At 72.1% G+C, this 26,699-nt stretch carries 23 protein-coding genes; 15 read left to right on the forward strand and 8 right to left on the reverse strand.

Annotation, left to right across the window (positions count from 1 at the left end; translation table 11 throughout):
• Positions 1–30 precede the first annotated feature (30 nt).
• The 3 genes from ABT057_RS43735 to ABT057_RS43745 are packed head-to-tail and all read right to left on the reverse strand — an operon-like array spanning position 31 to position 3,802.
• Positions 31–687, reverse strand: a complete 657-nt coding sequence (locus ABT057_RS43735; RefSeq protein WP_352349951.1) for an ABC transporter ATP-binding protein — start codon at positions 685–687, stop codon at positions 31–33.
• On the reverse strand, positions 684–3,320 hold the full coding sequence (locus ABT057_RS43740; RefSeq protein ID WP_352349953.1) for an ABC transporter permease subunit: 2,637 nt from the start codon (positions 3,318–3,320) through the stop codon (positions 684–686). Before ABT057_RS43740 ends, ABT057_RS43735 begins: the two co-directional genes overlap by 4 nt.
• Entirely contained in the window at positions 3,320–3,802 is a 483-nt protein-coding gene (locus tag ABT057_RS43745) for a hypothetical protein (RefSeq protein ID WP_352349955.1), read from the reverse strand. The genes ABT057_RS43740 and ABT057_RS43745 overlap by 1 nt, the downstream gene beginning before the upstream one ends.
• A gap of 102 nt (positions 3,803–3,904) precedes the next feature.
• Between ABT057_RS43745 and ABT057_RS43750 the strand changes: the two genes are divergently transcribed.
• From ABT057_RS43750 to ABT057_RS43760, 3 genes are all read left to right on the forward strand, one after another.
• Positions 3,905–4,456, forward strand: a complete 552-nt coding sequence (locus tag ABT057_RS43750; RefSeq protein ID WP_352349957.1) for an MTB12 C-terminal domain-containing protein — start codon at positions 3,905–3,907, stop codon at positions 4,454–4,456.
• Entirely contained in the window at positions 4,428–5,714 is a 1,287-nt protein-coding gene (locus ABT057_RS43755) for an ABC transporter substrate-binding protein (RefSeq protein WP_352349959.1), read from the forward strand. Before ABT057_RS43750 ends, ABT057_RS43755 begins: the two co-directional genes overlap by 29 nt.
• 361 nt (positions 5,715–6,075) lie before the next feature.
• Positions 6,076–6,303, forward strand: a complete 228-nt coding sequence (locus ABT057_RS43760) for an I78 family peptidase inhibitor (RefSeq protein ID WP_352349961.1) — start codon at positions 6,076–6,078, stop codon at positions 6,301–6,303.
• A gap of 67 nt (positions 6,304–6,370) precedes the next feature.
• Here ABT057_RS43760 and ABT057_RS43765 read toward each other — a convergent pair whose 3' ends face one another.
• Positions 6,371–7,408 carry a phosphatase PAP2 family protein gene (locus ABT057_RS43765; protein ID WP_352349963.1) on the reverse strand — a complete coding sequence of 346 codons (1,038 nt, stop codon included), beginning with the start codon at positions 7,406–7,408 and terminating at the stop codon, positions 6,371–6,373.
• Between the two features lie 196 nt (positions 7,409–7,604).
• Positions 7,605–8,867 carry a mannosyltransferase family protein gene (locus tag ABT057_RS43770; RefSeq protein ID WP_352349965.1) on the reverse strand — a complete coding sequence of 421 codons (1,263 nt, stop codon included), beginning with the start codon at positions 8,865–8,867 and terminating at the stop codon, positions 7,605–7,607.
• Positions 8,868–9,115: 248 nt separating this feature from the next.
• Here ABT057_RS43770 and ABT057_RS43775 point away from each other — a divergent pair, with 248 nt between their 5' ends.
• Both ABT057_RS43775 and ABT057_RS43780 read left to right on the forward strand, forming a co-directional pair.
• Positions 9,116–10,717 carry an MFS transporter gene (locus ABT057_RS43775; RefSeq protein WP_352349967.1) on the forward strand — a complete coding sequence of 534 codons (1,602 nt, stop codon included), beginning with the start codon at positions 9,116–9,118 and terminating at the stop codon, positions 10,715–10,717.
• Between the two features lie 83 nt (positions 10,718–10,800).
• On the forward strand, positions 10,801–11,991 hold the full coding sequence (locus ABT057_RS43780; RefSeq protein ID WP_352349969.1) for an acyl-CoA dehydrogenase family protein: 1,191 nt from the start codon (positions 10,801–10,803) through the stop codon (positions 11,989–11,991).
• Between the two features lie 35 nt (positions 11,992–12,026).
• Here the strand turns inward: ABT057_RS43780 and ABT057_RS43785 are convergent, their stop codons facing one another.
• Entirely contained in the window at positions 12,027–12,464 is a 438-nt protein-coding gene (locus ABT057_RS43785) for a cell division protein SepF (protein WP_352349971.1), read from the reverse strand.
• 386 nt (positions 12,465–12,850) lie between these two features.
• Here ABT057_RS43785 and ABT057_RS43790 point away from each other — a divergent pair, with 386 nt between their 5' ends.
• From ABT057_RS43790 to ABT057_RS43825, 8 genes are all read left to right on the forward strand, one after another.
• Positions 12,851–14,050, forward strand: a complete 1,200-nt coding sequence (locus ABT057_RS43790; protein WP_352349973.1) for a DUF5685 family protein — start codon at positions 12,851–12,853, stop codon at positions 14,048–14,050.
• A 126-nt stretch (positions 14,051–14,176) separates the two neighbouring features.
• Positions 14,177–14,794: a GTP-binding protein gene (locus ABT057_RS43795; protein ID WP_352349975.1), complete on the forward strand. Its 618-nt coding sequence runs from the start codon at positions 14,177–14,179 to the stop codon at positions 14,792–14,794.
• A gap of 367 nt (positions 14,795–15,161) precedes the next feature.
• On the forward strand, positions 15,162–16,961 hold the full coding sequence (locus ABT057_RS43800; protein ID WP_352349977.1) for an FAD/NAD(P)-binding protein: 1,800 nt from the start codon (positions 15,162–15,164) through the stop codon (positions 16,959–16,961).
• Positions 16,962–16,995: 34 nt separating this feature from the next.
• Complete coding sequence (locus tag ABT057_RS43805) at positions 16,996–17,208, forward strand: hypothetical protein (RefSeq protein ID WP_352349979.1); 213 nt, start codon at positions 16,996–16,998, stop codon at positions 17,206–17,208.
• 439 nt (positions 17,209–17,647) lie between these two features.
• Positions 17,648–18,550 (forward strand): S1 family peptidase, encoded by a 903-nt coding sequence (locus ABT057_RS43810; protein ID WP_352349981.1) that lies wholly within the window; start codon positions 17,648–17,650, stop codon positions 18,548–18,550.
• Positions 18,551–18,694: 144 nt separating this feature from the next.
• Positions 18,695–19,528 carry a slipin family protein gene (locus ABT057_RS43815; protein WP_352350005.1) on the forward strand — a complete coding sequence of 278 codons (834 nt, stop codon included), beginning with the start codon at positions 18,695–18,697 and terminating at the stop codon, positions 19,526–19,528.
• A gap of 212 nt (positions 19,529–19,740) precedes the next feature.
• Positions 19,741–20,823 carry a S1 family peptidase gene (locus ABT057_RS43820; protein ID WP_352349983.1) on the forward strand — a complete coding sequence of 361 codons (1,083 nt, stop codon included), beginning with the start codon at positions 19,741–19,743 and terminating at the stop codon, positions 20,821–20,823.
• 108 nt (positions 20,824–20,931) lie between these two features.
• Complete coding sequence (locus ABT057_RS43825; protein ID WP_352349985.1) at positions 20,932–21,414, forward strand: MarR family winged helix-turn-helix transcriptional regulator; 483 nt, start codon at positions 20,932–20,934, stop codon at positions 21,412–21,414.
• A gap of 8 nt (positions 21,415–21,422) precedes the next feature.
• Here ABT057_RS43825 and ABT057_RS43830 read toward each other — a convergent pair whose 3' ends face one another.
• Positions 21,423–22,202, reverse strand: a complete 780-nt coding sequence (locus ABT057_RS43830) for a dioxygenase family protein (RefSeq protein WP_352349987.1) — start codon at positions 22,200–22,202, stop codon at positions 21,423–21,425.
• Positions 22,203–22,703: 501 nt separating this feature from the next.
• On the opposite strand from ABT057_RS43830, the gene ABT057_RS43835 reads away from it, so the two are divergent.
• Positions 22,704–24,218 carry an FGGY-family carbohydrate kinase gene (locus tag ABT057_RS43835; protein ID WP_352349988.1) on the forward strand — a complete coding sequence of 505 codons (1,515 nt, stop codon included), beginning with the start codon at positions 22,704–22,706 and terminating at the stop codon, positions 24,216–24,218.
• A gap of 67 nt (positions 24,219–24,285) precedes the next feature.
• Here the strand turns inward: ABT057_RS43835 and ABT057_RS43840 are convergent, their stop codons facing one another.
• The gene (locus ABT057_RS43840; protein ID WP_352349990.1) at positions 24,286–25,281 is read right to left on the reverse strand and encodes a carbohydrate kinase family protein; all 996 of its coding nucleotides are present in this window, start codon (positions 25,279–25,281) and stop codon (positions 24,286–24,288) included.
• 403 nt (positions 25,282–25,684) lie between these two features.
• Between ABT057_RS43840 and ABT057_RS43845 the strand changes: the two genes are divergently transcribed.
• Positions 25,685–26,699, forward strand: a 1,015-nt coding sequence (locus ABT057_RS43845) for an ABC transporter substrate-binding protein (protein ID WP_352349992.1), incomplete at its 3' end; no start/stop codon positions are given.

Consider the following 26,699-nt stretch of genomic DNA (forward strand, 5'->3'; position numbering starts at 1 on the left):
CGCCCGCGGGGCCACGCGGCCCCGTCCGGCTCACCCGCCGGACGGGGCCGCGCCGCTTCCGGACCGCCGCGCCCACTCGTCCGCCTCGCCCCCGAACACGACGGCCCCGCGCCGCAGTTCGTACACGAGGGCCCCGCGGCCGCGCAGCGCGGGCGGCAGCCGCTGCTCGGCGAGCACCACACACGCCCCGAGCGAGGCGAGCAGGGCGTAGGTGCGGGCCGCGACCGGCGGGGACATGCCCTGCGTCGGCTCGTCGACGAGGACCACGCGCGCGTGGCCCGACAGAGCGCGGCACAGCGCCACCATGCGCTGCTCGCCACCGGAGAGGGTGCCCGCCCGGCGCGCGAGCAGGGGCGCCAGCTGCGGAAAGCGGGTGTGGTCGGCCCCGGCGAGCTCCAGGTTCTCCCGCACCGTCAGCGAGCCGAACACCGCCCGCCGCTGCGGCACCAGACACAGCCCGCGCCGCGCCCGCTGATACGCGGGCATCCCGGTCACGTCCGCCCCGTCCCACACCACGGCGCCCCGCGTCAGGGGCACGGTCCCGGCCAGCGCCCGCAGCACCGTCGTACGGCCGGAACCGTTGCGGCCCAGCAGGACGGTGAGGCCCGGGGCGGGGGCGCAGAGGGTGACGTCGTGCAGGGCCTCCAGGGGGCCGTAGCGCACGCGCGCGTGCCGCAGGGAGATCACGGGGCCGCCTCCAGGGCGTGCAGGACGCGGCCGGGCGGGCCCGAGGCGACGATCCGGCCGGCCGCCATCACGTGCACGACGTCGGCGAGACCGGCGACCAGGTCGAGGTCGTGCTCCACGACGAGGAGGGCGGTCCCGTCGGCGGCCAGCGCGCCCAGGATCCGGGCGAGCGCGGTCACCTCGGCGGTGTCGAGTCCGGCGGCGGGCTCGTCCAGCAGCAGCACGCGCGGGCTGCCCGCGAAGGCGCGGGCCAGTTCGACGCGGCGCAGGGTGCCGGTGGGCAGCCCGGCGGCGGGCAGTGCCCGCACCGGCCCGTCCAGCCCGAACAGCGCGAGCGCCCGCTCCACGGCCCGGGGATCGGCGACCCGACCCTGTTCGGCGCCCACCCGGACGTTCTCCGCCACGGTCAGCGAGGGGAACACGGCCAGCTGCTGGAAGGTGCGCGCGACACCGAGCCGGGTGCGGGCGTGCGCCGGCAGCCGGGTGATGTCCCGGCCCCCGAACAGCACCTCCCCGCGCGCGGGGCGCAGGGTCCCGGCGAGACAGTGGAACAGCGTGCTCTTCCCGGCCCCGTTGGGGCCCACGACGGCGGTGACCCGGCCGGGAGGGACGACCAGGTCGACCCCGTCGAGAGCGGTGAAGCCGTCGTAGCGGGCCCGGAGGCGACGGGCGGTGAGGACGGCCGGTGCCGGGCGGGTCCCGGTCCGTCCGGTACGCGGCTCCCGCATCACCGGCACCGTGGGCACCACCGCAAGCGCAGGCACCACCGGTTCGGCAGGCGCCACCCCTCCGCCCGCGCCCGTCCTCGCCCGCACCCTCACCCCCAACGGCGTCAGCACCCCCTTGCGGCGCCGCACGCGTTCCCGCAGCGCCTCGTACGGGCCGTTCGGGAAGCGGCCGGTCAGCACCGCCAGCACCCCCACCAGCGCCGCCGCCACACCGCCGCGGGTCCCCGCGTCCAGGCCCACCAGCAGGGTGGCCGCGGCCAACGCGCCCAGGGTGTTGTCGGCGCCCAGCACCGCCACCGCCGCGAACCACAGCAGGCTGCGCACGGGGTCGTAGGCCCCGGCGTCGAAGGCCCGCAGGCCCATGCCGAGCAGGGCGCCGCCCAGGGCGGCCAGCGCGGCGCCCGCGACGAAGGCCAGCAGCTTGACGGAGGGTACGGGGACCCCCGCCGCCGACGCGCCCCGCTCGTGGTCCCGCATCGCCGCCAGCGCCCGACCGGTGCGGCCCCGGCGCAGCGCCCGCGTCACCAGCAGGGCGGCCGCCAGGAGGACCAGCTCCAGGACGTAGTAGGCGCGGTCGTCGTCGAAGCCCGCCGGGCGGCCCGGCGACAGTCCCGACGTGGCGTACGGCTGGTCGAAGACGAAGCGGCTCACCCCGACGCCGAACGCGAAGGTCGCGAGGGCCAGGGCGAGGCCGTGACGGCGGATCGCGGGCCGGCCGGTCAGCAGGCCCAGCGGGGCCACGAGGAGGACCGCCACGGCCACCGCGGCCAGTTCGGGGAGGCGGGGCAGACCCGGGAACCGGCCGGCGGCCAGCAGGGCCGTGAACAGGGCGCCCAGGCCCGCGTACGCCGCCTGCCCGAGGGAGATCTGCCCGCCCCGGCCGGTGACGACCACCAGGGACAGCAGGATCACGCCCAGCGCCGGCACCTGGACCGCGGTGTGCAGGTCCGAGCCCGCGAAGCCGAGGGGCAGCAGGAACAGCACCGCCGCCACGATCCACGCGCCCGGCGGGTTGCGCACCCGCGCCCCCACCGCCCCCGGCGGCGCCTCGCGCGTGCCCACCCCCGGCAGCACCAGCGCGGCGACCAGCAGGGCGACCACGAACAGGTTCGCGCCGACCGACTGCAGCAGCGGTGCGCCCCAGCCCGACGGGTGCAGCCGGGTCAGCTGGCTCTGCGCGACGCCGATGCCCAGCGCCACCGCCACCGCGACCGGCAGACTGCGCATCCGGGCCGCCACCGCGACCGCCACCACCTCCATCACGAGCAGCGGCAGCCCGTACGGGTCCAGGCGGACGTACGGCGCCAGCAGCACGCCCGTCAGACCGGCCGTGAACGCGCCGAACGCCCAGCCCGCCGCGGCCACCCGGTCCGCGTCGATCCCACCCAGCACGGCCAGCTCGCGGTCGTCGACGACGGCCCGCAGCTCCCGTCCGAACCGCGTCCACCGGACGACGAGGCCCACACCGGCCGCCAGGAGCAGCACCATCGCCGTCTGTCCCCAGGGGTCCGTCGGCACCAGTTCCGGCGCGTCGTCCCTGGCCCCCGGCCCCCACACCAGCGCCGCCCCGCCCACCAGCAGCACGAACACTCCGATGGACGCCATCAAGGTCCGCGCCGGATCGCCGCCCAGGACCGCGAGCGGACGGAAGACGAATCGTTCCAGCACCACGCCGATCGCGGGCGCGAGGAACAGCAGGGTCACCGCGGCGGCGAGCCAGACGGGCCAGTTCCACTCCACCACGAGACTTCGCAGCACATACGCGCAGACCATGGCGATCGCCCCGTGCGCGAAGTTGAGCACGCCGGTCGCCCGGTAGGTGACGACGAGGCCGATCCCGGTGAGCGCGGCGGCGCTGCCGACGGACAGCCCGGCCAGTGTGAGGTCGTACGTGAGGGAGGACATCAGGAGTCCGCCGCGTCCGGCTCGCAGATCGGGCAGGGGACGAGATCGCCGCTCGCCAGCAGCCGGCCGTCCACCGGCACCGCCTCCCGCTTCCCCGCGACCAGCGGGCAGTCCGCGCGGTGCCAGAGGGTGCCGCCGGGAACCATCCGCAGCTCACCGCTGACCGCGACGGGCACGGCCGGCCGCGACTGCTCCCGTCCGTCCGGTTCCCCCGCGGTCACCAGGAGGCCGTACAGCTCCTCCACGCGCGCGAAGGCGGCGTGTTCGCGGCCGTGCGTCAGCAGCACCGCCCCGGCCACGATCAGCGCGGCGCCCGGGATCGTGCAGGAGGCGAGATAGGGCAGCTGCCGTTCGGCGAAGCGCTCACCGGAGACGCCGTACCAGCCGGCCACGCACAGCGCCGCGCCGGCGGCCAGTGCCGCCCAGCCGGCCCACAACACGGGGTGCGCGGTCCGCAGTCGCCCTGTCTGCCTCTCCGCCATCTCCGGCTCCCACTGTCGCCAATGGCTTGCACTATGCCTTCTGCAAGCTGACCCTGAAAGGACCGGGCGCGCACGCCCGGACGACACCCGGTGGTGAGCCAGATGGTTCTCGGGAGCGACCTCAGGCGGAGACGGGCACGGGGACGGGCCACGGCGTCGGCGGCCGCCCTCCTGCTCCTGACCGGCGCGGGCGTCGCGGCCTGCGGCGACGGCGACGGCGGCAAGACCGGCACGGCCCCCATCACGATCAGCGCGTCGGCCACCCCCAGCGCGCCCACCGCCTCCGCGCCCGCCGACCGGGCCGCGGCCGAGCGGCAGGTCCGGCAGAACTGGGCGAGGTTCTTCGACCCGGCCACCTCCGCCCGGGACCGGCAGGCCGTCCTGGAGAACGGCGAGCGGATGGGCCCGGTGCTCCAGGCCTTCAGCGGGGACCGGCGCGGCGGGCAGGTGGCGGCGCAGGTGAAGAAGGTCGAGTTCACCGGGCCGACCCGGGCGACCGTGACGTACAGCCTCACTCTCGACGGCGCGACGGCCCTGCCGGACGCCTCCGGAACGGCCGTCCTGCAGGGCGGCACCTGGAAGGTGTCCGTCAGCACGCTCTGCGCACTGGTCCGGCTGAGCGGCGATGGCTCGTCGTCGGTCCCGGGCTGCTGAGACGGCCGGCGCCGCGCTGCTGCTCCTGCTGAGCGCGGCCTGCGGCAGCCGGCTCCCCGAGAGCGACTTCTCCCGCTCGCCCGCGCCCACGGCCGCCCGGGCGCAGCCCATCCGCGTCGGCATCATCAGCAGCGCCACCAGCCCCGTCGGCGGCGGCGCCTTCACCGGTCCGCGTGACGGCGCCAAGGCCTGGTTCGACCGGCTCAACGTGCGCGGGGGCATCGGCGGCCGCCGGGTGGAGGTGCGCCTGTGCGACGACGGCGGCAGCGGCGTCGGCAACAACACCTGTGTCCACCGGCTGATCGACGAGGACAAGGTGGTCGCCCTGGTCGCCACCACCGCCCTGGACTACGCGGGCGCCTCCCGCGTCTCCCGCGCGCGCGTCCCCGACATCGGCGGCCAGCCCATCGGCCCCGCCTACGACACCTGGCCGCACCTGTACGGCATCTACGGCAGCCTCGCGCCCCGCGACGGCCGCCCGGGCTGGGACGGGCGGCTGTACGGCGGCACGGAGGTCTACCGTTACTTCGCGCGCGAGCACGGCGCCCGGACGGCGGCCGTCGTCTCCTACAACCAGTCCGCGTCCGCCGCCTACGCCCGGCTCGTCGAGCGGGGGCTGAAGACAGAGGGGTACAAGGTGGTGAGCGAACAGGTCGACTTCGCGCTGCCCGATTTCCGTGCCGCCGCGGCCGACCTGAAGGCGGAGGGCGCCGACCTGGTCTTCGACGCCCTCGACACGCACGGCAACGCGCGGCTGTGCGAGGCGATGGACGAGGTCGGCGCACGGGTCACCGCCAAGGTCACCAACGTGCAGAACTGGACGTCCACCGTCCCCGACGACTACAAGAACGCCCCGGTCTGCCGGGGCGCCCTGTGGGCCACCGGATCCAGCCGCGACTACGAGGACGTGGCGCGGCCGGCCGTACGGGAGTTCCGGAAGGCCACCGAGGGCCTGGAGACGCACTCCCAGTGGCAGCTGGAGGGGTGGGCGGCCGCGATGTGGTTCACCGCGGCCGCGAGGTCGTGCGCGGGGAGCGGGGTCACGCGCGCGTGCGTCGACGGCTACATGGACCGCAGCCAGGGCTACGACGCCGACGGGCTGCTGCTGCCCGTACGGTTCGAGCGGCTCGCCGCACCGCCCGCGACCCGGCGGACGTGTCTGTCGGTGGCGCGCTGGCGGGACGGCAGGGGGTGGGTCGCCCAGGGCGACATGAACCGCACCTGCTTCGTCGTGCCACAGCTCGCGTACACACCGTGACCAGGGGGCGTGCGCCGTCGCGCGCTCCGGCCGAGGGGGTGCGGAGGTTGTGTGGGGGAGCGGTGCATTTCCTATGAGGTGCCGGCTCGGGCGAACCCGTGCCGAATCGGAATGGCGCGGGGTTCCGCGGGCGGTTCTCCGGGCACTTTCCACCGGGTTATTCAAGGAGATGCGACACCACACGGGAATTACGTTCGAATGCGGACGGAAGGCCTGCGGAAGGGCGCCGGAACCGCTCGCACGGCTGACCGAGTTCGACCGAAACGTGTGTCGTGATCCTGTGACAGAAGCGTGACCGGAGTGATCCATATCCCGGTTACGGGGTTCCCGCGAGAGCGGCCCGAGGCCTAGCGTGGGCCGTATGGCACCGAATCCCACACCGCGTCCCACGCCTCCCGAAGAGCCTCAGGACAGTCCGGACGGATACGTCGGCCTCGACGCCGAGCGGGCCGAGCGGCTCGCGCGGGAACGGGGGTGGTCGACCGTGCGTTCATTGGCGCCGGGGACGATCGTGACCATGGAGTACCGCTTCGGGCGGCTGAACTTCGAAGTGGAGGGCGGCCGCGTGGCGCGGGCCTGGAAGGGCTGAGAACGACTGACCGTGCGATACGGCGGGGCCTGGTTGTGCGTACCGGTGGTCCCGCCGTATCGGTCGGTCAGCCTCCGGTGAGCGGGCGGGCCGTCGAGGCGGTCGCGCCGCGGGGGAGGCGGTCGGAGTGCGGGGGTCTGCGGCTTCCGACGGGGGTGACGGGAGTGCGCTCCGAGCGGGCCGAGTGCGGGCCGGGGGCCAGGTAGACCGGGGCTCGTGGCGCACGCGCGGGCGCCTGTCCAGGGGCCGGGGCGGTCTCGTCCTGCGCCGTGGTGCGCCGCTTGAAGGAGACCGGCACGGCGACGGGGGCGGCCGGAGCCGGGGCCGGGGCCGGGGCCGGTGCGGTGCGGCGCTCGCGCAGGCGGTCGCGCTGGTCGAGGAGCCACACCTCGGCGCGGGCGATCAGCGGCTCGCACCAGGGCAGCGCCAGCAGGATCAGCAGGCCGGCGGCCCAGCCGAGCACGACGTCGCTCAGCCAGTGCGTACCGAGGTAGACGGTGGTGAGGCCGACGCCGAGCGAGACCACCGCGGAGATGGCCGACAGCCAGCGGCGGGCTCTGGGCGTGGAGGCCAGATACGCCAGGATTCCCCAGGTCACGACCGCGTTGGCGGTGTGGCCGCTGGGGAATATGTCGCCGCCCAGGCCCATCTCGTTGGAGCCGATGGTGGTCGCGTAGTGCGGTCCCAGCCGGCCCATGCCGAGCTTGGCGGCGCCCACGGTGATGTTCAGCAGCAGCAGGGAGGCGCCCAGGGTCAGCAGCGGGCGCAGGGTGTGCTGGCGCCAGGACCTCCAGCCGAGCCAGGCGGCCACCATCACGGCGGTCGGGCCACGCTGGCCGAGGACCACGTAGTAGTCCAGGAAGGCGTGGATCTCCGGCCACTGCTGATACGGCCGGAAGAACATCACCTGCCAGTCGAGGCGGACCAGCCACGAGGTGACCACCACGAGCCACACGATCGCGAGATAGAAGGCCAGGGTCGCGCCGAGCAGCGCGATCCTGTGCCTGCTCATCTTCGGCACGTCGATGTGGGCCGGTCGTTCCGGCTCGCGGTCCAGTCTTGCGAACACCCGGTCCAGACGGGTGAGGTTTCGTTCGGTACGCACCTAAACGACGTTACAGCGGGCGAGCTCGGAAGCCTGCCGATTCCGCCGCTTTGTGATGAGGGCGTGATGTGGGATTGCTCTCAGGAGGCAGGTTTATTCCTACGGAATCGCTAATCGTCGAACACTGGTCCCTTCAATTCCTTTGATCAATGTCGAGGATAGTTTTAAGGAAATTATGAATGAGTTCACCTGAAACTCACGGAGGGCCGGTGCCGTTCAGCCACCACGCTCCGTACACTGCCGACCCCAGCGCGAAGCCGGCCGCGATCAGCGCCGATCTGGACGTCCGCAGCCGGGCGAGGGCCAGGGCCAGGGGGAACAGCAGCGGGAAGGCCGGCAGCAGCAGACGGGGCTTCGAGCCGAAGTAGCTCGAGGCGCACAGCGCGAGCGCGAGCACCGCACCCCCGTAGACCAGCAGCGGAAGCGGCTGGCGCTGTCGCAGGCAGACGACGTACAGCCGGATCAGCAGGGCCACGCCGACGACCAGCCCGAGGCCGGCCAGGGCGGACGGGAACGACGTGAACTTGTCGGCGACGAAGCGGGCGAAGGCCAGGCCGCCGTCGAAGCCGTTGCGCCAGCCCGCCTGGACGTCCAGATAGCCGAGGGGACCGCCGCCCGTACGGTGCCCCACCCACAGGACGTACCCGGCGGTGCCGAGCGGCGCGAGAAGCATGCCCAGGGCGCGCGCCGCCGGGCGGGCGCCCTCGGCCGCCGATTCGCGCGGGATACGGGCTTCGGCGGACGGGTGGGGGGCGTGCGCGGGGACGGACGCGCCGGGCTCGGGCGCCACGCTGCGACTGTGCCCGAACGAGAGCCCGGGGCCGGCACCCCGCTCCCGCAGGAAGCACGCCAGGCCGGCCGCCCAGACCGCCGCGACCACGGCCAGCCCCACCGGGCGGGTCAGGCCGGACAGCGCGGCGAGAACGCCCGCGGTCACCCACCGGCCCGTGAGCACCGCGTACAGCGACCAGGCGGCCAGCGCCGTGAACAGTGACTCGCTGTACGCCATCGACTGCACGATCCCGACCGGCAGCAGGGCCCAGACGAGGACCGCGCACACCCCGGCCCGCCGCCCGTACACGTGATCGGCGACCGCGAAGATCCCCCAGGCGGCGGCGAACGAGGCGAGCAGGGAGACGGTGAAACCGGCGTCGGCGTACGACAGGGGCGCCGCCGCGTGCAGGAGCCTTTCCAGCCAGGGCAGCAGCGGGAAGAAGGCGAGGTTGGAGTGGACGTCGCCGTTCGGCAGCCGGACCTCGTAGCCGTAGCCCAGTTCGGCCACCCTCGTGTACCAGAGGGCGTCCCAGCGGGCCGTCAGCAGGGTGTACGCGCTCTTGTCGCGGGCGGCGCTCCACAGGGCGAGAACGAGCAGGCCGAGGGTCCGTACGGCCGCGTACCCCAGCAGGGCGGGGGCCGCGCGCCGCAGGGCCGGCGCCACGCGCGTCTCAAGATCGGTCACGGGCTCGATTATCGACGGGGGCGCGGGGAGGCGGGCGGGACCGGTCACGTATGAGTGGTGTACGCCACATGGGTTCGCTGTGAAGTGTGAGAGGTCCGCCACGTGGCCCTGGCGCGAACTCGCGTACGCTGCGTTCCACTCGTGTTCGTTTGCGCGGGCCGGAGACCACCGCTCCTCTCCGGCCAAGGCGCGGGGAGTCCCCACCCCGTGCGCCCGCCGGACCGAGGGATCACCTGGGAGGTACGTACATGTCCGGGACGACCACGGCCGCCGCTGGGCTGCGCCGTAGGGCGGCCGGGGCCGGTGCCAACCGCTGGGTCGTCCTGGTGGTGTTGTGCGTCAGCCTGCTCCTGGTCGCCGTCGACGCGACCGTGCTGCACGTCGCGGTGCCCGCCGTCACCGAGGACCTCAGGCCCGGCGCGATCGAGCTGCTCTGGATCGTCGACACCTATCCCCTGGTCTGCGCGTCGCTGCTGATCCTGTTCGGCACGCTCGGCGACAAGGTGGGCCGTCGGCGGGTGCTGCTGCTCGGATACGCCCTCTTCGGCGTCGCCTCCGCGCTGGCGGCGTTCGCCGGGAGCGCCGAGGTGCTGATCGCGGCGCGGGCGCTGCTCGGCGTCGGCGGCGCGATGATCATGCCGGCCACGCTGTCGATCCTGCGGCAGGTCTTCCCGGACCGGCGGGAGCGGGCGCTCGCGATCGGCATCTGGAGCGCGGTCGCCGCGGTCGGCGCGGCGGTCGGCCCGCTGCTGGGCGGCTTCCTCCTCGAGCACTTCTGGTGGGGTTCCGTCTTCCTCGTCAATATCCCGCTGATGCTGGTCAGCCTCCCGGTGGGACGGCTGCTGCTGCCCGAGTCGCGGGGCACGGGGGACGGTCCGTGGGACGTGGCCGGCGCGCTGATGGCGGCGGCCGGGCTGTTCGCGCTGGTCCTGGGCGTGAAGCGGCTGGGCGGCGGAGAGCTCGGCGTGTTCACCGTGGCACCGCTCGCGGTCGGCGCGGTGCTGCTCCTGCTGTTCGTACGGCGTCAGCGGCGCTGCGTCCATCCGCTGGTGGACCTGCGGATGTTCTCACGGCCGGCGTTCAGCACGTCGGTGGGCTGCATCGTGCTGGCGATGCTGGCGCTGGTCGGGCTGGAGCTGATCGCGGCGCAGTACCTGCAGCTGGTGCTGGGTCTTTCCCCGCTGGAGACGGGCCTGCGACTGCTGCCGCTGACCTTCGCCGCGATGGCGGCGGGGCTGGCCGGGGCGCGGCTGCTGCGGGGGTTCGGGCCGCGCAAGATGGTGTGCGGGGGCTTCGTCCTCACCGCCACCGCGGTGCTGATGCTGACCGCGATGGGCGGGGCGGACAACGCGGGACTGCTGCTGTTCGGCTTTCTGCTGCTCGGCTTCGGCCTGGAGACGACCCTGTTCGGGGCGTACGAGTCGATGCTGAGCGAGGCTCCCGCCGAGCGGGCGGGCGGCGCCGCGGCGATCGGCGAGACCTCCTACCAGCTGGGGGCGGGGATCGGCATCGCCCTGCTGGGAAGCGTGATGAACGCGGCGTACGCGCCCGGGCTGTCCTCCGTGCCCGGGGTGCCGGCCCCGGCGTCGGCTGCGGCAGGGCATTCGCTGGGCGAGGCCTACGACGTGGCGGGCCGGCTGGGCGGGCCGGCCGGCGCCTCGCTGCGACGGGTCGCCCGGGAGAGCTTCGTGCACGGGCTGCATGTCACGCTGCTGGTCAGCGCGGGGTTGCTGCTGCTGGGGGCGGTGATGGCGCTGCGGTTGCCGCGGGCCATGCAGTGCGAGGTGCCCGCGGCGGAGGTGGAGCTCCCCGCGCCCCGGGAGGTCGCGGAGCCCCGCGTCTCGGTGTGAGTCTCCCCGGTGGGGGTCTTTGGTACCGTCGGCTGGACATCGTGACTAGCGGTGCTAGTTTTCGTGCTTCCGGAGGCTGTCGTATGTCTGCGTCCCCGAAGTTGCCCCCGTTCGACCCGGCCGATCCGCTCGGTCTCGACGAGCTGCTCGATCCCGAGGACCTCGCCATCCGTGACACCGTGCGCGGCTGGGCCGCCGACCGGGTGCTGCCGTATGTCGCCGAGTGGTACGAGCAGGGGGAGCTGCCGGGCATCCGGGAGCTGGCGCGGGAGCTCGGCGGGATCGGCGCGCTGGGGATGTCGCTCAGCGGGTACGGGTGCGCCGGGGCGAGCGCCGTGCAGTACGGGCTGGCCTGTCTGGAGCTGGAGGCCGCCGACTCCGGGATCCGGTCCCTCGTGTCCGTGCAGGGATCGCTGGCCATGTACGCGATCCACCGGTTCGGCAGTGAGGAGCAGAAGCAGGAGTGGCTGCCCCGGATGGCCGCCGGTGAGGTCATCGGGTGCTTCGGGCTCACCGAACCCGACCACGGGTCCGACCCCGCCGGCATGCGGACATACGCCAAGCGGGACGGTTCGGACTGGGTGATCGACGGACGCAAGATGTGGATCACCAACGGCTCCGTGGCGGGCGTCGCCGTGGTGTGGGCGCAGACCGAGGGGGGCGTCCGGGGGTTCGTGGTGCCCACCGACACCCCCGGGTTCTCCGCGCCCGAGATCAGGCACAAGTGGTCGCTGCGGGCCAGTGTGACCAGTGAACTGGTGCTCGACGACGTGCGGTTGCCCGCCGATTCCGTGCTGCCCGGGGTCACCGGCTTGCGGGGGCCGCTGAGTTGTCTGTCCCACGCGCGGTACGGGATCGTCTGGGGGGCCATGGGAGCGGCGCGCGCCTGCTTCGAGACCGCCGTCGACTACGCGCGGACGCGGGAGCAGTTCGGGCGGCCCATCGGGGGGTTCCAGCTCACTCAGGCCAAACTCGCCGACATGGCGGTCGAACTGCACAAGGGGATTCTGCTCGCCCATCATCTCGGGCGGCGGATGGACGCCGGCCGCCTGCGTCCCGAGCAGGTCAGCTTCGGCAAGCTCAACAACGTACGAGAGGCCATCGAGATCTGCCGTACGGCCCGGACGATCCTCGGTGCCAACGGGATCTCGCTCGAATACCCCGTGATGCGGCACGCGACCAACCTGGAGTCGGTGCTGACGTACGAGGGCACCGTCGAGATGCACCAGCTCGTGCTGGGCAAGGCGCTCACCGGGCTCGACGCCTTCCGCTGACCCCCGAGGGGGCAGGGCCGGTGAGCGGCCCTGCCTCAGCTCTGGTTGAAGAAACCGTCCGTCCGGTGCGTGGCCGGATCGCCGTTCACGATCTCCGTGTTGGACGGGGTCAGCAGGAACACGCGGGTGGAGACCCGCTCGATCGAACCACGCAGGCCGAAGATCAGCCCGGCCGCGAAGTCGACCACGCGCTTGGCGTCGCCGGCCTCCATGGCCGTGAGGTTCACGATGACCGGCACGCCCTCGCGGAACAGCTCGCCGATCAGCCGCGCGTCCCGGAAGCTGTCCGGGGTGACCGTGCCGATCCGGCGGCCCTTCTCCTCGGCCGTGTCCGAAGCGACCTGCACGCGCGGGTCGGTGACCCAGGCGTCCTGCGAGTCGGTCCCCTCGGAGTAGTCGTCGTCGTAGTAACGCTCGTCATCGTTGTCGTCGACGAGGCCAAGCCAGGCACTCGCCTTGCGCACCGATCCCATGGACGCCTCCTCTCACAGCGGTCTTTACGTCCTTCCGCATTCCCATGGTCGACCATGATGCGGATGTCGCGCCAAGTGGATAGACGCCGCGCGGGGGGTTTGTGACGGTACTGGTGCACAGCGAATCCGTCGAGAGCCCGCGTCTCCCAAGGGTCCTACCGTGCACGGCTGCTGACTGAGAGTGAAATATGACTGTTCGCGCCGTACGGGTGATACACAGTGCGTACGGGTGAACAGGCCGGAGCGTTCAACGGCGATTATCGGCCGATACCATGCGGCAGCTCAACGTTTTTCGGACACGGAAACGCGGACACGCACACTCGGACACGGAAACGCGGACACAGGACGCGGATACGGAACGCGGACTACTGACTACGGGGGTCGTCATGTTCGGAATCGTCAGGCCGTGCAGTCACCGGCTCGGTGAGCGGCTCAAGACCCAGTGGATGGCGCACCTGTGCGGGCTGTGCCTCGCGCTGCGCGGCGACCACGGCCAGTTCGCGCGGGTCGTCACCAACTACGACGGCCTGCTCATCTCGGTTCTGACGGAGGCTCAGGCGGGGCTCGCCACCGGAGGCCGGCGCACGGCGGGACCCTGCCCGCTCCGCGGGATGCGTACCGCCTCCGTCGCCCAGGGGGAGGGTGCCCGGCTCGCGGCGGCCGTCTCGCTGGTGCTGGCCTCGGCCAAGGTGCACGACCATGTCGCCGACGGCGACGGACTGCTGGCGCGGCGGCCGGTCGCCGTCGCCGCCCGCCGGGTCGCGCGCGGCTGGGGGAAGGCGGGGGAGCGGAGCGGGGCCGCGGTCGGCTTCGACACGGCGGTGCTGGTGGACGCAGTGGACCGGCAGGTCGGGATCGAGGCGCTCGCCGGACCGGGCACCTCGCTGCTGACCGTCACCGAACCGACCGAGACCGCCACCGCCGCCGCGTTCGCGCACACCGCGGTCCTGGCGGGCCGGCCCGGCAACGCCGCACCGCTCGCCGAGGCCGGGCGCCTGTTCGGGCGCCTAGCGCATCTGCTGGACGCCGTCGAGGACCAGGCGGCCGACGCCGCGTCCGGCGCGTGGAACCCGCTGACGGCCACCCGGACCCCGCTCACCGAGGCCCGGCGGCTCGCCGACGACGCACTGCACGGCATCCGGCTGGCGCTCGAGGACGTGGAGTTCGACGACGGGAAGCTGGCGCACCTGCTGCTCGCCCACGAGCTGGGGCGGTCGGTGGACCGGGCGTTCGGCACACAGCCGTGCGGGCACGCGCACGCGGCGGAGGGCGCCTTCGGGCCGCCGACCGGACCGTACGCCCCACAGGGCCCGGCGGACCCGAACGCGCCCGGCAATCCGTACGGCAACCCCTTCGGCGGTGAGCCGCCGCGCCCGGACAAGCGGGGCTTCTGGGCGGGGTGCGCGGTCGCGCTCGGTCTGTGCTGCACCTGCAAGGCGTGCTGCGCCGACGAGTTCGAAGGGCCCTGGTCGCGCAAGAAGCGGGAAGGCTGGTGCATCGACGGCTGCAACTGCGACGGCTGCGACTGCTGCTGCGACGGGTGCGACTGCTGTGAATGCTGCGGGTGCTGCGACTGTTCTTGCTGACGCAGCGTCACCCTACCGCCGCGTCGCGCTCTGTGAGGGGCGTCACGGTGAGTAGTTGGCCTCTCCGGGCCGTATCTCTGGGCAACCCGGGAGCCCCCGCACCCGGTGCCCGAAAGGACCAGAACCATGCCCGGGAGCTCTGACCACACCGTTCCGCTCGCCGTGAAGATCGTGGTGAGCGGGGGGCTCGGAGTCGGCAAGACCACCTTCATCGGCGCCGTCTCGGAGATCGAGCCGCTCGACACGGAGGCGGCGATCACCCAGGTGTCGGTGGGGGTCGACTCGCTGGAGGGCGTGGAGTCCAAGACGACGACCACCGTCGCGCTCGACTTCGGACGCATCACGCTCGACGCGTCCATCGCGCTGTACTTGTTCGGCACACCCGGGCAGAACCGTTTCTCGTTCCTGTGGGACGACCTGGTGGAGGGCGCGTTGGGCACGGTGGTCCTCGCGGACACCCGGCGGATCACGGAGTGCTTCCCCGCGGTCGACTACTTCGAGGCGCGCCGAGCGCCGTTCGTGCTCGCGGTGAACCGCTTCGACGGGGCCGAGCGGGTCGAACTCGACGAGGTCCGTGAGGCGTTGGGGCTCAGCACGGATGTGCCCGTGCTGGAGTGCGACGCCCGGGACCGAGGGTCCGTGCGGGATGTGCTGGGTGCCTTGATGGACCGGGTGATCGGGGTTCGGGACGTGCCCGGACCCCGGGCGGTGGTGGCGCGGGGTGAGGGGAGGGTGCGCGTGTGAAGGCGGGGGAGTGGAAAGGGGAACGGCAGGCAGTGGGTCGGCTCAACAGGAACAGGACCACACTCGACCGAAGTCGATGTGGGAGCGCTTGACCAGCCACTGCTGCGGATGCATGGGCCAAGTGGAACAGGTCCCCGGTTCGGCGTCAACCGAGATGAGACGTACGGCTCACAGTCCGGACACCCTTGACAGTGCGGGGAATCACCCGCGTACTCTCGCTGAACGGCCCTGCTGAGGGGCTCGGCCGTACCTCCTGCGGCGCCTCCTGCCGTATGTCCGCCGTGTGAAGGCATTCAACCGTGTTCGACCTTCCCCCACTCTCGACTTCGCTCGAGCGGGAGGGACTCCCATGTCACGGAGCTTTCGCATGCCTTCCGATCCCCTTCCCACCACCCCAGCGGCTCATCCGGCGAGACACTCCCTTGTGATCGTCGGGGCCGGACCGCGGGGGACCGGCCTCATCGAGCGCATCGCCGCCAACGCCCCGGAGCTGTACGCCGGTTCGGGACTCGACATCCATCTGGTGGACCCGCATCCGCCGGGCGCCGGACGCATCTGGCGGGCCGCGCAGTCCCCGTTGCTGTGGATGAACTCGCACGCCGAGGACGTCACCATGTTCACCGACGAGACGGTGGAGATGGCGGGACCGGTGCGGCCCGGGCCCACGCTGCACGAGTGGGCCGGCGTCGAAGGGCGGCTCTTCGCCGACCGGCAGCTCCAGGGCTCCTATCTGCGCTGGGTGCACGAGCAGGCCGTGGCCGCCCTGCCGCGGGAGATCGCCGTCCACCACCATCCCCGGCGCGCGCTGCGGGTGAGCGGACCGCGCGAGGGGCGCCAGCAGGTCTGGCTCGAGGGCCGCGCCCAGCCGCTCCCCGCCGACCTCGTCGTCCTGACCCTCGGTCACCTCGACGCCGAACTCGACGACGAGCAGCACGGGTTGGCCGCGTATGCCCGGGACCACGGGCTGATCCACCTGCCGCCCGACTTCACCGCCGACAGCGACCTGTCCGCGCTGCGGCCCGGCGAACCCGTCCTGGTGCGCGGCTTCGGTCTCGCCTTCGTCGACCTGATGGTGCTCCTCACCGAGGGGCGCGGGGGACGGTACCAGGGGGACACGTATTTGCCCTCGGGGCGGGAGCCGGTGCTGTACGTCGGTTCACGGCGCGGAGTGCCGTACCACGCGAAGATCGGCTACGACTGGACGGGGGACCGGCCGCCGCTGCCCCGGTTCCTCGGGCCCGCCGAGACCGACGCGCTGCTCGCGAGACCCGAGGGCTTCGACTTCCGGCGGGACGTGTGGCCGCTGGTGGAGAAGGAACTGGGCTTCGCCCACTACCACCGGCTGTTCGCGGTCCATCCCGAGCGGACCGCGATGGCCTGGGCCGACTTCGAGGAGAAGTACGCGGCCGTCGGCGGCGCGGTCGAACTGGACGCTCTCGTCGCGTCCGCCGTGCCCGATCCGCGCGACCGGCTCGACCTCGCCGCGCTCGACCGGCCGCTGGACGGGGTGCGGTACGCCTCGCACGAGGAGTTCCAGGACGGGCTGCGGCGGTATGTCGAGGACGACCTGAGCCGTCGTCACGATCCGTCGGACAGCGCGGACCTGTCCGTCTTCCTCGGGCTGCTGTCGGTCTACGGACAGCTGGTGCGGCTCGGGGACATCGGAAGCCGGTGGCACGGGTTCTTCAGTTATCTGGCCTCCGGGCCGCCCGGGCCGAGGCTGAAGCAACTGCTCGCGCTGTCCCGGGCCGGGGTGCTGAAGTTCGTCGGCGCCGACATGGCCGTACGGGCCGAGGACGGGGTGTTCCGGGCGTCCAGCCCGACCGTGCCCGGGTTCTCCGTGGCTGCGCGGGCCCTTGTCGAGGCGCGGCTGCCCGAGCCGACGCTGCGCCGCGCCCTCGATCCGCTCCTGCGCGGGCTGCACTCCGAAGGCGCCGGGGAGACGGCCGACGGGCTGCTGCGGGTGGACCGGGCCGACGGGCGGGTCCTGGACCGCGCCGGCCGGCCGCACCCACGGCGCTTCGCCCTCGGCCCGCACACCGACGGCCGTACCCCCGGCGCCTTCACCCGGCCCCGGACCGGCGGGCCCGCGTTCCGGCAGAACGACGCCACCGCACGGGCCGCGCTGGTGTTCCTGCGGGATCTGGGCGCCGATGCCGTCGGATAGGGCCGGCGGCATCCATGGAACGGGGTTCTCCTCCATGACCTCCTCGCGCGGCCGGGGGCTGCCGCATCTCGCCGTCGCCCTCGACCGGCCCGGGGTGTACGACGCCGGCTCCTACGTCGAGTCGGCCCGGCTCACCGAGCGCGGCGGACTGGACTTCGTGTTCCGCACCTTCTACCCGGGCAGCACGCCGCGCGAGCACCTCGGCCCGGCACGTTCCGCGGGCCAGTGCACCGAGGGCCGCTTCTGAACGGCCGTCCGGAGGACGTTCCGGACGGTCGACTTCCGGACATCCAGGCGCCGGGTGGCCGAAGCGGACGGGGTGGCTCGCCGGCGCGGGCAGCTCGCTGAGCGCCGGCCGGCCTCCCGCACGCCCGCGCACCCGACGCGGACGGACGTGCGACCGTGGCTTTCGGCCGGTCCTCCCGCCTCTCCACGCCTTCGCCGAGACGCACCTTCCTGCCCTCCCGCCACGGGAGAACACACGCGGCTCAACTCCCGCGGCCCGCCCATGATCTGCGGCCGAAAGGCGCCCTTGCGCCGACCGTCCGTTCGGCCGAATACTCCCCCACAGCGCTTGTCAGGGTCACGACGAGTCCGGAATCCGGGCGAATATCGGTCCTGGCTGCGCCTCACGGGCCCCGACCCCACTCGACGGGCCCCCGAATTCCCCTGGGAGGGAACGAAACGTGAGGATCAGGCGCAACACCCCCACCACGCGCGGCATCTCGAGACGAAGCCGGCTGATCGCCGTCACCACCGGCCTCGTTGCCGCGGCCGCCGTAGCGATCCCCAACGCGAGCGCGGCCGACACCGCGACCTTCAGCACCGCCCAGCTCAAGAGCGCCGGCAGTTCGGTGCTCAAGGCCGACGTCCCGGGCACCGCCTGGGCCGTCGACAGCAACACCAACCGGCTCGTCGTCACCGTCGACAACACGGTGTCGCAGGCCGAGATCGCGAAGATCAAGGAGCAGGCGGGCAGCAACGCCGGCGCGCTCACGATCAAGCACACGCCTGGCCAGTTCAAGAAGCTGATCACCGGCGGCGACGCCATCTACGGCGGCGGCTACCGCTGCTCGCTCGGCTTCAACGTGCACAGCGGGAGCACCTACTACTTCCTGACCGCCGGTCACTGCGGTGAGGTCGCCTCCACCTGGTACTCCAACTCGGGCCAGAGCTCGACGCTGGGCACGAACGTCAGCTACAGCTTCCCGACCAACGACTTCGCGCTGGTGCGGTACACCAACACCTCGGTCGCCCACCCGAGCACGGTCGGCTCCCAGACGATCTCCAGCGCGGCCACCCCGAGCGTGGGCACCACGGTCTACCGCCGCGGTTCCACCACGGGCACCCACAGCGGCCGGGTCACCGCCCTGAACGCCACCGTCAACTACGGCAGCGGTGACATCGTCTACGGCATGATCCAGACCACGGTCTGCGCCGAGGGCGGCGACAGCGGTGGCCCCCTGTACTCGGGCACCGTGGCCTACGGTCTGACCTCCGGCGGCAGCGGCGACTGCACCTCCGGTGGCACGACCTTCTTCCAGCCGGTCACCGAGGCGCTGAGCTACTACGGAGTGAGCGTCGGCTGACGGCATCGCCCGGCGAGTTCCACGAGTGAGGGGCCGGCCCCCGCGCGCAACTGGCGTGCGGGGGCTCGCCCTTGCCCGCGGGGCGGGGTTACCGTCGGAGTACAGGCGGTGATGCGCGGAGTGTTCGGACCCTTGGGGGTCGGCATGGTCGAGGAGCTGGTGGCGGCGGGCGTCGCGCTCGTGTCCGCCGGGGTGGTGTACGTGACGGCGGCGGCGCGGGTCGTCAAGCAGTACGAGCGGGGCGTGGTCTTCCGCCTCGGGAAACTCCGGCCCGAGGTGCGCGGACCCGGGCTCACTCTGATCCTTCCGGGCATCGACCGGCTGCGGAAGGTCAACATGCAGATCGTCACGATGCCGGTGCCCGGCCAGGAGGGCATCACCCGGGACAATGTGACGGTCCGCGTCGACGCCGTCGTCTACTTCAAGGTGACCTCGCCGGCCGAGGCGGTGGTCCGGGTGGAGGACTACCGGTTCGCCGTCCTGCAGATGGCACAGACCTCGCTGCGGTCCATCATCGGCAAGAGCGAGCTGGACGATCTGCTCTCCGACCGTGAAAAGCTCAACCAGGGGTTGGAGTTGATGATCGACAGCCCGGCCGTGGAGTGGGGCGTCACCATCGACCGGGTCGAGATCAAGGACGTCTCCCTGCCCGAGACGATGAAGCGGTCCATGGCCCGGCAGGCCGAGGCCGACCGTGAGCGCCGGGCCCGGGTCATCAACGCCGACGCCGAACTGCAGGCGTCGAAGAAGCTGGCGGAGGCGGCGAAGGAGATGTCGCAGCAGCCCGCCGCGCTCCAGCTGCGGCTGCTGCAGACCGTGGTGGCGGTCGCCGCGGAGAAGAACTCCACGCTGGTGCTGCCCTTCCCGGTGGAGTTGCTGAGGTTCCTGGAGAAGGCGCAGCAGAACCTGCCCGCGGTGCCCGCGCCCTCCGCCCCTGTCGCGGCTTCCGCACCGGAGACGAAACCGGTCCAGGAGTAGGCCCCGCCGTCCGGACGGCGATCGCCGTGTGCGGGCAACCGCTGTCCGAAGGGGGGGTGAAGGCGCGGAGACCGCGCGGTGTTCACCCTGTGCGCGTCCCGAGGGCGACCTTGTGTGCTCTCTGTGCGGTTCGGAAGAGTGGCCCGCCGACCAGCCTTCCGGCCTGCGCGGTCCCACAACCGTCCGGGCCGACCCCCACAGGAGGACGTGAGTTGAAGCACCGACGCATACCCGGGCGGCGGATGGCCGTGGCGGGCGCGAGCATCGCCGCCCTCGTCGCGGCGGGAGTGACCTTCCGGACCGCGAACGCCAGTGAGCCCGCGAAGGCTCCCCGGCCCGCGCCCCTCTCCGCCCTCGCGGCCGGAGAGCTCTCCTCGACGCTCGGCGAGGACCTCGGCACCGACGTGGCGGGCTCCTACTACGACGCGCGGAGCAGGAGCCTCGTCGTGAACGTGCTCGACGCGGCCGCCGCGAAGACCGTCGAGGCGGCCGGCGCCAAGGCGAGACTCGTCGAGAACTCCCTCGCCGAACTGGCCGGTGCCCGCGGTGCGCTCGAGGCGGACGCCGCGATCCCGGGCACCGCCTGGGTGACCGACCCGCGTACCGACAAGGTCGTCGTCACCGCCGACCGCACCGTCTCCGGCGCGGACTGGACCAGACTCACCAAGGTGGTGGACGGGCTCGGCCAGGTGGTGGAACTCCAGCGAGCCAAGGGGGAGTTCAAACCCCTCATCGCCGGCGGCGACGCGATCACCGGCAGTGGCGGGCGCTGCTCGCTCGGCTTCAACGTGGTCAAGGACGGCGAGCCGTACTTCCTGACCGCCGGGCACTGCACCGACGCCATCTCCACCTGGTCGGACTCCTCCGGCGCCGAGATCGGCACCAATGAGACCTCCGGCTTCCCGGGCCACGACTACGGCCTGGTCAAGTACACCGCCGACGTCGACCACCCCAGCGAGGTCGACCTCTACAACGGCTCCGCCCAGCAGATCACCGGCGCCACCGAGGCCACCGTGGGCATGAAGGTCACCCGCAGCGGCTCCACCACCCAGGTCCACTCCGGCACGGTCACCGGTCTGGACGCCACCGTGAACTACGGCAACGGCGACGTCGTGAACGGTCTCATCCAGACCGACGTCTGCGCCGAGCCCGGCGACAGCGGCGGCTCGCTCTTCTCGGGCAGCAGCGCGGTCGGCCTGACCTCGGGCGGCAGCGGCGACTGCACCTCCGGCGGGGAGACGTTCTTCCAGCCGGTGACGGAGGCCCTGTCGGCGACGGGGACACAGATCGGCTGACGGGTCCCCCTCCCGTGGCTGTGCGACGGGCTCCGGCTCGAGCCCTTCGGCTCTGGCACATGCTGAAGGGCTCGCAGCTGACTTGATGTGTCAAGTTATCGTGGGTGCATGAGCGACGATGAGCCCAGCTGGCTGAGCGCCGAGGAAAGCGAAGCCTGGATGGCCCTCGCCCGTATGCTGATGCGGCTTCCCGCCGCGTTGGACGCGCAGCTTCAGCGGGACGAGAGCATCACCCATTTCGAGTACCGGGTGCTGGCCGGGCTTTCCATGTCGCCCGAGCACAATCTGCGGATGAGTGAACTGGCGCTGTTCGCGGAGGGCTCGCTCTCCCGGCTGTCCCATGTGGTCAAGCGGCTGGAGCAGCGGGAGTGGGTCTATCGCGTCCCGGATCCGGCCGACGGGCGTTACACCCGCGCGATCCTCACCGACAAAGGCCGGCAGAAGGTCGTCGAAGCCGCACCCGGTCATGTCGCCGAGGTGCGCCGCCTGGTCTTCGACCCGCTGACCAAGGCCCAGCAGAAGCAGCTGCGGGACATCGGCCGCCGGATCAACAACGCCATCAATATCGAGGACGCCTGCCCCGATCAGTAGGGCGGAGATCAGCCGATCTGGACGGACCGTTTCGCCATGCCGAGCCAGAAACCTTCGATGACGCTCTGCTGGGTTTCCAGTTCGTCGAGTCCTGCGCCGAGCGTGACGAACAGAGGGGCGAAGTGGTCGCTGCGCGGATGAGCGAGTCGGCTCGACGGCGCCTTGCGCTCGAAGTCCAACAGGCCGTCGATGTCGTGGGCGCCAAGGGTTTCGCTTCCCCAGGCGTCGAACTCGGCGAGTGCGGAGTGGACTCGGTTTTCCATGTTCATGGCGCGTAGATTGTGGGTGAAGAATCCGCTGCCCATGATGAGCACGCCCTCGTCGCGCAGCGGAGCGAGCTTGCGGCCCATGTCCAGCAGTCGGCGCGGGTCGAGAGTGGGCAGGGAGATCTGCAGAACCGGGACGTCGGCGTCGGGGTACATCTCCATCAGGGGCACGTACGCGCCGTGATCGAGTCCACGGTCGGGAAAGTTCTGCGTCGGTGCGCCCGTGGTGTGCAGCAGTCCGCGGATCCTGTCCGCGAGTTCCGGGGCTCCGGGCGCGGGGTAGGCGACCTGATAGTAGTGCTCGGGGAAGCCGTAGAAGTCGTAGATCAGCGGGACGGTGGTGGTGGCGCCGATCGCGAGCGGCGCGTCCTCCCAGTGTGCCGAGATCATCAGAACGGCCTTCGGCTTGGGCAACTCGCTTGACCATGCGGCCAGTTGGGCGGGCCAGATCGGGTCGTCGGCCAGCAGTGGGGCGCCGTGTGACACATAGATCGTGGGCATTCGTTCGGCTGTGCCGGTCATGTCGGGTCCTCTGACGCTGCCTGCTGCGAGCGTGCTGTCGGGTTATGGGGGGGCTGGACTTCGTCGGTCCCGGCGATCGGTCGGCGACGAGCCGGCCGTGTGGAGCGGCGGATCGCCATCGGGACGCGGCGCGCGGGAGGGCGCTCAGCTGTCGAAGGTGACCACGATCCCGCCGCGGGCGGCGGGCAGGGTGGTGGTGGCGTCGACGGCCAGGGTGGGGCGCTCGGGATCTGCGCGCATTTCTTGCTCCAGGAAGTTGTTCGGTCGGAAGGCGCCGGCGAGTTGACTCTTCAAGTCAAAAGTAGGCTCAGATGACTTGAAGAGTCAATTATTATAGCTTGAATCATCAAGTGACCGGGGTGTCGGTCGGGTGATCGTCCAAGCGTGCAGACCCACCACGTGGGACGATCGATCCCGTGGGCGGTGCGGCTTCGGCACACAAGGAGACCTGGCGCGGGACCGGGGTCATGACGGTGACGCGAACTGGGGCGGGTGTGAGCGGTGGCGCGTGAACTGGTGCTCGGTGTCGACGCGGGACACACCGTGACCAAGGCCGTGTTGTTCGATGCCGTGGGCCGACCGGTGGCGCGGGGGAGCGGCACGCTGCCGCTGAACACCCCTCAGCCCCACCGGGTCGAGCGGGACATGGGCGGCGTGTGGCGGACGGCGCACCAGGCCATCGCCGCCTGTCTCGCCGAGGCGGGCCCGGACGCGGGGCGGGCCGTGGCGGCGGTGGGGCTGGCCGGGCACGGCGATGGCCTGTACGCCGTCGACGAGCGGGGATGGCCGGTGCGGGCCGCGATCGTGGCGATGGACACGCGCGCCGAACCGGTACTGGGGGAGTGGCGGGGCACTCCGGTCTGGTCCCGCGCCCTGGAGCTGTCGGGCACCGTCCCCTTCGCGGGTTCTCCGGCCGCCCTGCTGGCCTGGCTCGCCCGCCACGAGCCCGAGGTGCTCCAGCGGGCTCGCTGGTTCTTGTCCTGCAAGGACTGGCTGCGCCTGAGACTGACGGGCGTGGTGGCCACCGATCCCACGGACGCCAGTGCCTCCTTCACCGACATGCGGAGGGGCGGCTACTCGCCGGAGCTGCTCGACCTGTACGGCCTCGGCGGGCTCGCCGGCCTGCTGCCGCCCATACTGGCCTGCGACGCGGTCAGCGGGACCGTCACTCGCGAGGCCGCGGCACTCACCGGGCTCACCGCGGGCACGCCCGTCGTCACGGGCGCCCATGACGTCGACGCCGCCGCGCTCGGGATCGGCGGCACGACGCCGGGCGAACTGTGCCTGATCGCCGGGTCGTTCAGCATCAACCAGGTGATCAGTGACCGTCCCGTCGTCGATCCGCGCTGGCAGGTCCGTCACTTCGTCCGCCCGGGACAGTGGATGACCATGTCCACCTCACCCGCTTCGGTGGCGAACCTGGAGTGGTTCCTGCGGGTCACGGGCACCCCGGCCGAACAGCGGAACGGCATCCACGAGGCGATCGGCCGCGAGGTCGAGGCGCACCTGGACGGTCCGTCGGAGGTTTTGTTCCACCCGTTCGTCTACGGCTCCCCGCACCCGCACCCCACCTCCGGGACGTTCCTCGGGCTGCGCGGCTGGCACGGCCGCGGCCACCTGCTGCGGGCCCTGATGGAAGGCGTCGTCCTCAATCACCGCTGGCACGTCGACGCGCTCTGCTCGAAGCTGCCGATCACCGGGGCGGCCCGGCTGACCGGCGGCGCCGCACACAGCGAGGTGTGGAGCCAGATGTTCTCCGACGCGCTGCGGCGGCCGGTCGTGGTGACCGAGGCGGATGAGAGTGCCGCCCGGGGAGCGGCCCTGCTCGCCGCCACCGCCGTCGGCCTGCTCGGCGACGTGACGGACCCGCGCGCCGGAGTCGTCACACTCAGACGGCACGAGCCCCACGCAGACCGGGCCGCCGTACTCGACGAGGCATATCAGGTGTACCGGGAGGCGGTGGAGGCGCTCGAACCGGTCTGGGCCCGCCTGGACGCGCCCGGGACTCAGGACTGAGGCCGGGCGAGCCCACGGCAGGAGGGATCGACGGGATCGACGGGCATCCCGGCACGTCCGGGCCGCGCTACGCCGAGGCCGGCACACCGTCGCGGCGGTAGGGCGGCTGGGCGCCGGCGCGGGTGCAGGTGTCGGCCGCGATCTCCACGGCGTACGACAGCAGCCGCGCGAGCCCGCCTGCGCCGAGGCCGTCGATGCCTTCGCGGCTGAGCCGGCCGGTGTGGCACAGGTGGGCGAGCGTCCCGGCAGTGAACGCGTCGCCCGCTCCCACCGTGTCGACGACCTCGACCGAGGGGGCCGGCACATGCACGTCGGCTTCACGGCCGGCCGCCCAGGCACCCCGGGCGCCGAACGTGATCAGCACGAGCCCGGCCCCGGACGCGAGCCAGCGCTCGGCCACCGCCTCGTACGGTTCGCCCGGGTGGAGCCAGGCCAGGTCATCGTCGCTCGCCTTCACCACGTCGGCGAGCGCCACCCACTCGGCGAACCGTCGGAGATAGGCGGCCCGGTCGGTGATCAGACCGGGCCGTACATTCGGGTCGAGGGACACCAGCCGCCGGCCCGCCTCCCGGCGCAGCAGGCCGTCGAGGGTCGTGGCCAGGGGTTCCAGCTGCAGTCCCAGTGAGCCGAGGTGCAGCGCCGTCCCCGGCGGCAGCGCGCCGCCGTCCGGGAGGTCGGCGAGGTGTTCGGGGCGCAGGCCGCGGTCGGCGGCGCCGCCCGCGTGGAAGGAGTAGGCGGCCGAGCCGTCGTCGCGCAGGCGCACGGCGGCGAGGGTGGTGGGATCGGAAGTCGGCAGCACATGGGTGAGCCGAGTGCCGGATGCCGTGAGGTGCGCGCGCAGCAGATCGCCGAAGTGGTCGTCGGAGATGCGGGCGAGCAGCGCCGTGGGGACCCCCAGACGGCCGAGACCGGCGGCGACGTTGAGGCAGGAGCCGCCCGGGAGCGGCCGGTAGGCCGCGGCGCCGTCGGCCGTGTGGGTGGGGGTGAGGTCCACCAGCGCGTCTCCGGCGACGACGACGGCCGGCTGGTCTGTGGTTCGTGGTCTGTCTGGGCTGGCACTCATGCGGGTTTCCTCGATGACGGTGGCGGCACGGCCGGGGCCGGGGGTGTGCGGTACTCCGCCCGTGACCTGGTCGTCGACTGCGATCGGCGGTGGCCCGAGGCGGTGGGGTGAAGCGGAGGGGTGAGGTCGTCCCGCACTCCCGCGAGACGTGCCGACGATAGGTTCACAGAAGTTTTCTCGCAAGATGCGTTAACAAATGCGCAGTCTCCTGCTAATAATTCCGCCATCGATACCGCGCCCCACACCCCAGGGGCCGCATCCACCTCCTCCCCTCCCTCCACAGCCGAGCCTCAGCCGAGGTCCCGACGAACCCTGCTGAGCGGCTGCTCCCGACCAACGGCACCACCGTGGGAGCCCCTACGCCGTTTCCCGAGCCACCCCGCACGAGAGGTCCCCCCGTCACATGCGTTCCACCAGATACGTCCTCATCGCCGGCGCCGCCGCCGGCGCCCTGCTCGCCACCGCCTGTTCCGGAGCCGGAGCCGGCGGGTCCTCGGGTGGTGGCAAGAGCATCAATGTGCTGATGGTCGGCAATCCGCAGATGGAGGACATCGCGAAGCTGACGAAGAGCACGTTCACGAAGGACACCGGGATCAAGGTGAACTTCACGGTGCTTCCCGAGAACGAGCTGCGCGACAAGGTCACCCAGGACATCGCCACCCAGGCCGGCCAGTACGACGTGGCCACGATCGGCGCCTACGAGGTGCCCATCTGGACGAAGAACGGCTGGCTGCACGAGCTCGGCTCCTACGCAGACAAGGACACGGGCTTCGACAAGGCCGACCTGCTCAAGCCGATGGTGCAGTCGCTGTCCGGCTCCGACGGCAAGCTCTACGCGATGCCGTTCTACGGCGAGTCCTCGATGCTCATGTACAACAAGGACGTCATGACGGCGAAGGGCATCACGGTGCCCGAGCACCCGACCTGGCAGCAGATCGCCGACATCGCGGCCAAGGTCGACGGTGCCGAGCCCGGGATGAAGGGCATCTGTCTGCGGGGTCTGGCCGGCTGGGGTGAGCTCGGGGCGCCGCTGACGAGTGTGGTCAACACCTTCGGCGGCACCTGGTTCACCAAGGACTGGAAGGCCCAGGTCAACAGCCCGGCGTTCAAGAAGGCGACGAACTTCTACGTCGACCTGGTCAAGAAGCACGGTGAGTCGGGTGCGCCGCAGGCCGGGTTCACCGAGTGCCTGAACGCGCTGAGCCAGAAGAAGGTCGCGATGTGGTACGACGCGACGAGCGCGGCCGGGTCGCTGGAGGACCCGGCCTCCAGCAAGATCGCCGGACACGTGGGCTACGCCTACGCGCCGACCGTCGAGACCAAGAGCAGCGGCTGGCTGTGGGCCTGGGCGTGGGCCATGCCCAAGACCACCAAGAACGCGGACGCCGCGTCGAAGTTCATGCTGTGGGCCTCCAGCA

The organism is Streptomyces sp. NPDC002588 (assembly GCF_040295925.1).
GTDB lineage: Bacteria > Actinomycetota > Actinomycetes > Streptomycetales > Streptomycetaceae > Streptomyces.

Excerpts from the sequence above, each read along its gene's own strand:
- ABT057_RS43785 (WP_352349971.1), bottom strand. The coding sequence starts at position 12,464 with ATGGGATCGGTGCGCAAGGCGAGTGCCTGGCTTGGCCTCGTCGACGAC.
- ABT057_RS43780 (WP_352349969.1), top strand. The coding sequence starts at position 10,801 with ATGTCTGCGTCCCCGAAGTTGCCCCCGTTCGACCCGGCCGATCCGCTC.
- ABT057_RS43775 (WP_352349967.1), top strand. The coding sequence starts at position 9,116 with ATGTCCGGGACGACCACGGCCGCCGCTGGGCTGCGCCGTAGGGCGGCC.
- ABT057_RS43795 (WP_352349975.1), top strand. The coding sequence starts at position 14,177 with ATGCCCGGGAGCTCTGACCACACCGTTCCGCTCGCCGTGAAGATCGTG.
- ABT057_RS43825 (WP_352349985.1), top strand. The coding sequence starts at position 20,932 with ATGAGCGACGATGAGCCCAGCTGGCTGAGCGCCGAGGAAAGCGAAGCC.
- ABT057_RS43760 (WP_352349961.1), top strand. The coding sequence starts at position 6,076 with ATGGCACCGAATCCCACACCGCGTCCCACGCCTCCCGAAGAGCCTCAG.
- ABT057_RS43830 (WP_352349987.1), bottom strand. The coding sequence starts at position 22,202 with ATGACCGGCACAGCCGAACGAATGCCCACGATCTATGTGTCACACGGC.
- ABT057_RS43800 (WP_352349977.1), top strand. The coding sequence starts at position 15,162 with ATGCCTTCCGATCCCCTTCCCACCACCCCAGCGGCTCATCCGGCGAGA.
- ABT057_RS43740 (WP_352349953.1), bottom strand. The coding sequence starts at position 3,320 with ATGTCCTCCCTCACGTACGACCTCACACTGGCCGGGCTGTCCGTCGGC.
- ABT057_RS43745 (WP_352349955.1), bottom strand. The coding sequence starts at position 3,802 with ATGGCGGAGAGGCAGACAGGGCGACTGCGGACCGCGCACCCCGTGTTG.
- ABT057_RS43840 (WP_352349990.1), bottom strand. The coding sequence starts at position 25,281 with ATGAGTGCCAGCCCAGACAGACCACGAACCACAGACCAGCCGGCCGTC.
- ABT057_RS43750 (WP_352349957.1), top strand. The coding sequence starts at position 3,905 with ATGGTTCTCGGGAGCGACCTCAGGCGGAGACGGGCACGGGGACGGGCC.
- ABT057_RS43755 (WP_352349959.1), top strand. The coding sequence starts at position 4,428 with ATGGCTCGTCGTCGGTCCCGGGCTGCTGAGACGGCCGGCGCCGCGCTG.
- ABT057_RS43790 (WP_352349973.1), top strand. The coding sequence starts at position 12,851 with ATGTTCGGAATCGTCAGGCCGTGCAGTCACCGGCTCGGTGAGCGGCTC.
- ABT057_RS43805 (WP_352349979.1), top strand. The coding sequence starts at position 16,996 with ATGACCTCCTCGCGCGGCCGGGGGCTGCCGCATCTCGCCGTCGCCCTC.
- ABT057_RS43815 (WP_352350005.1), top strand. The coding sequence starts at position 18,695 with ATGGTCGAGGAGCTGGTGGCGGCGGGCGTCGCGCTCGTGTCCGCCGGG.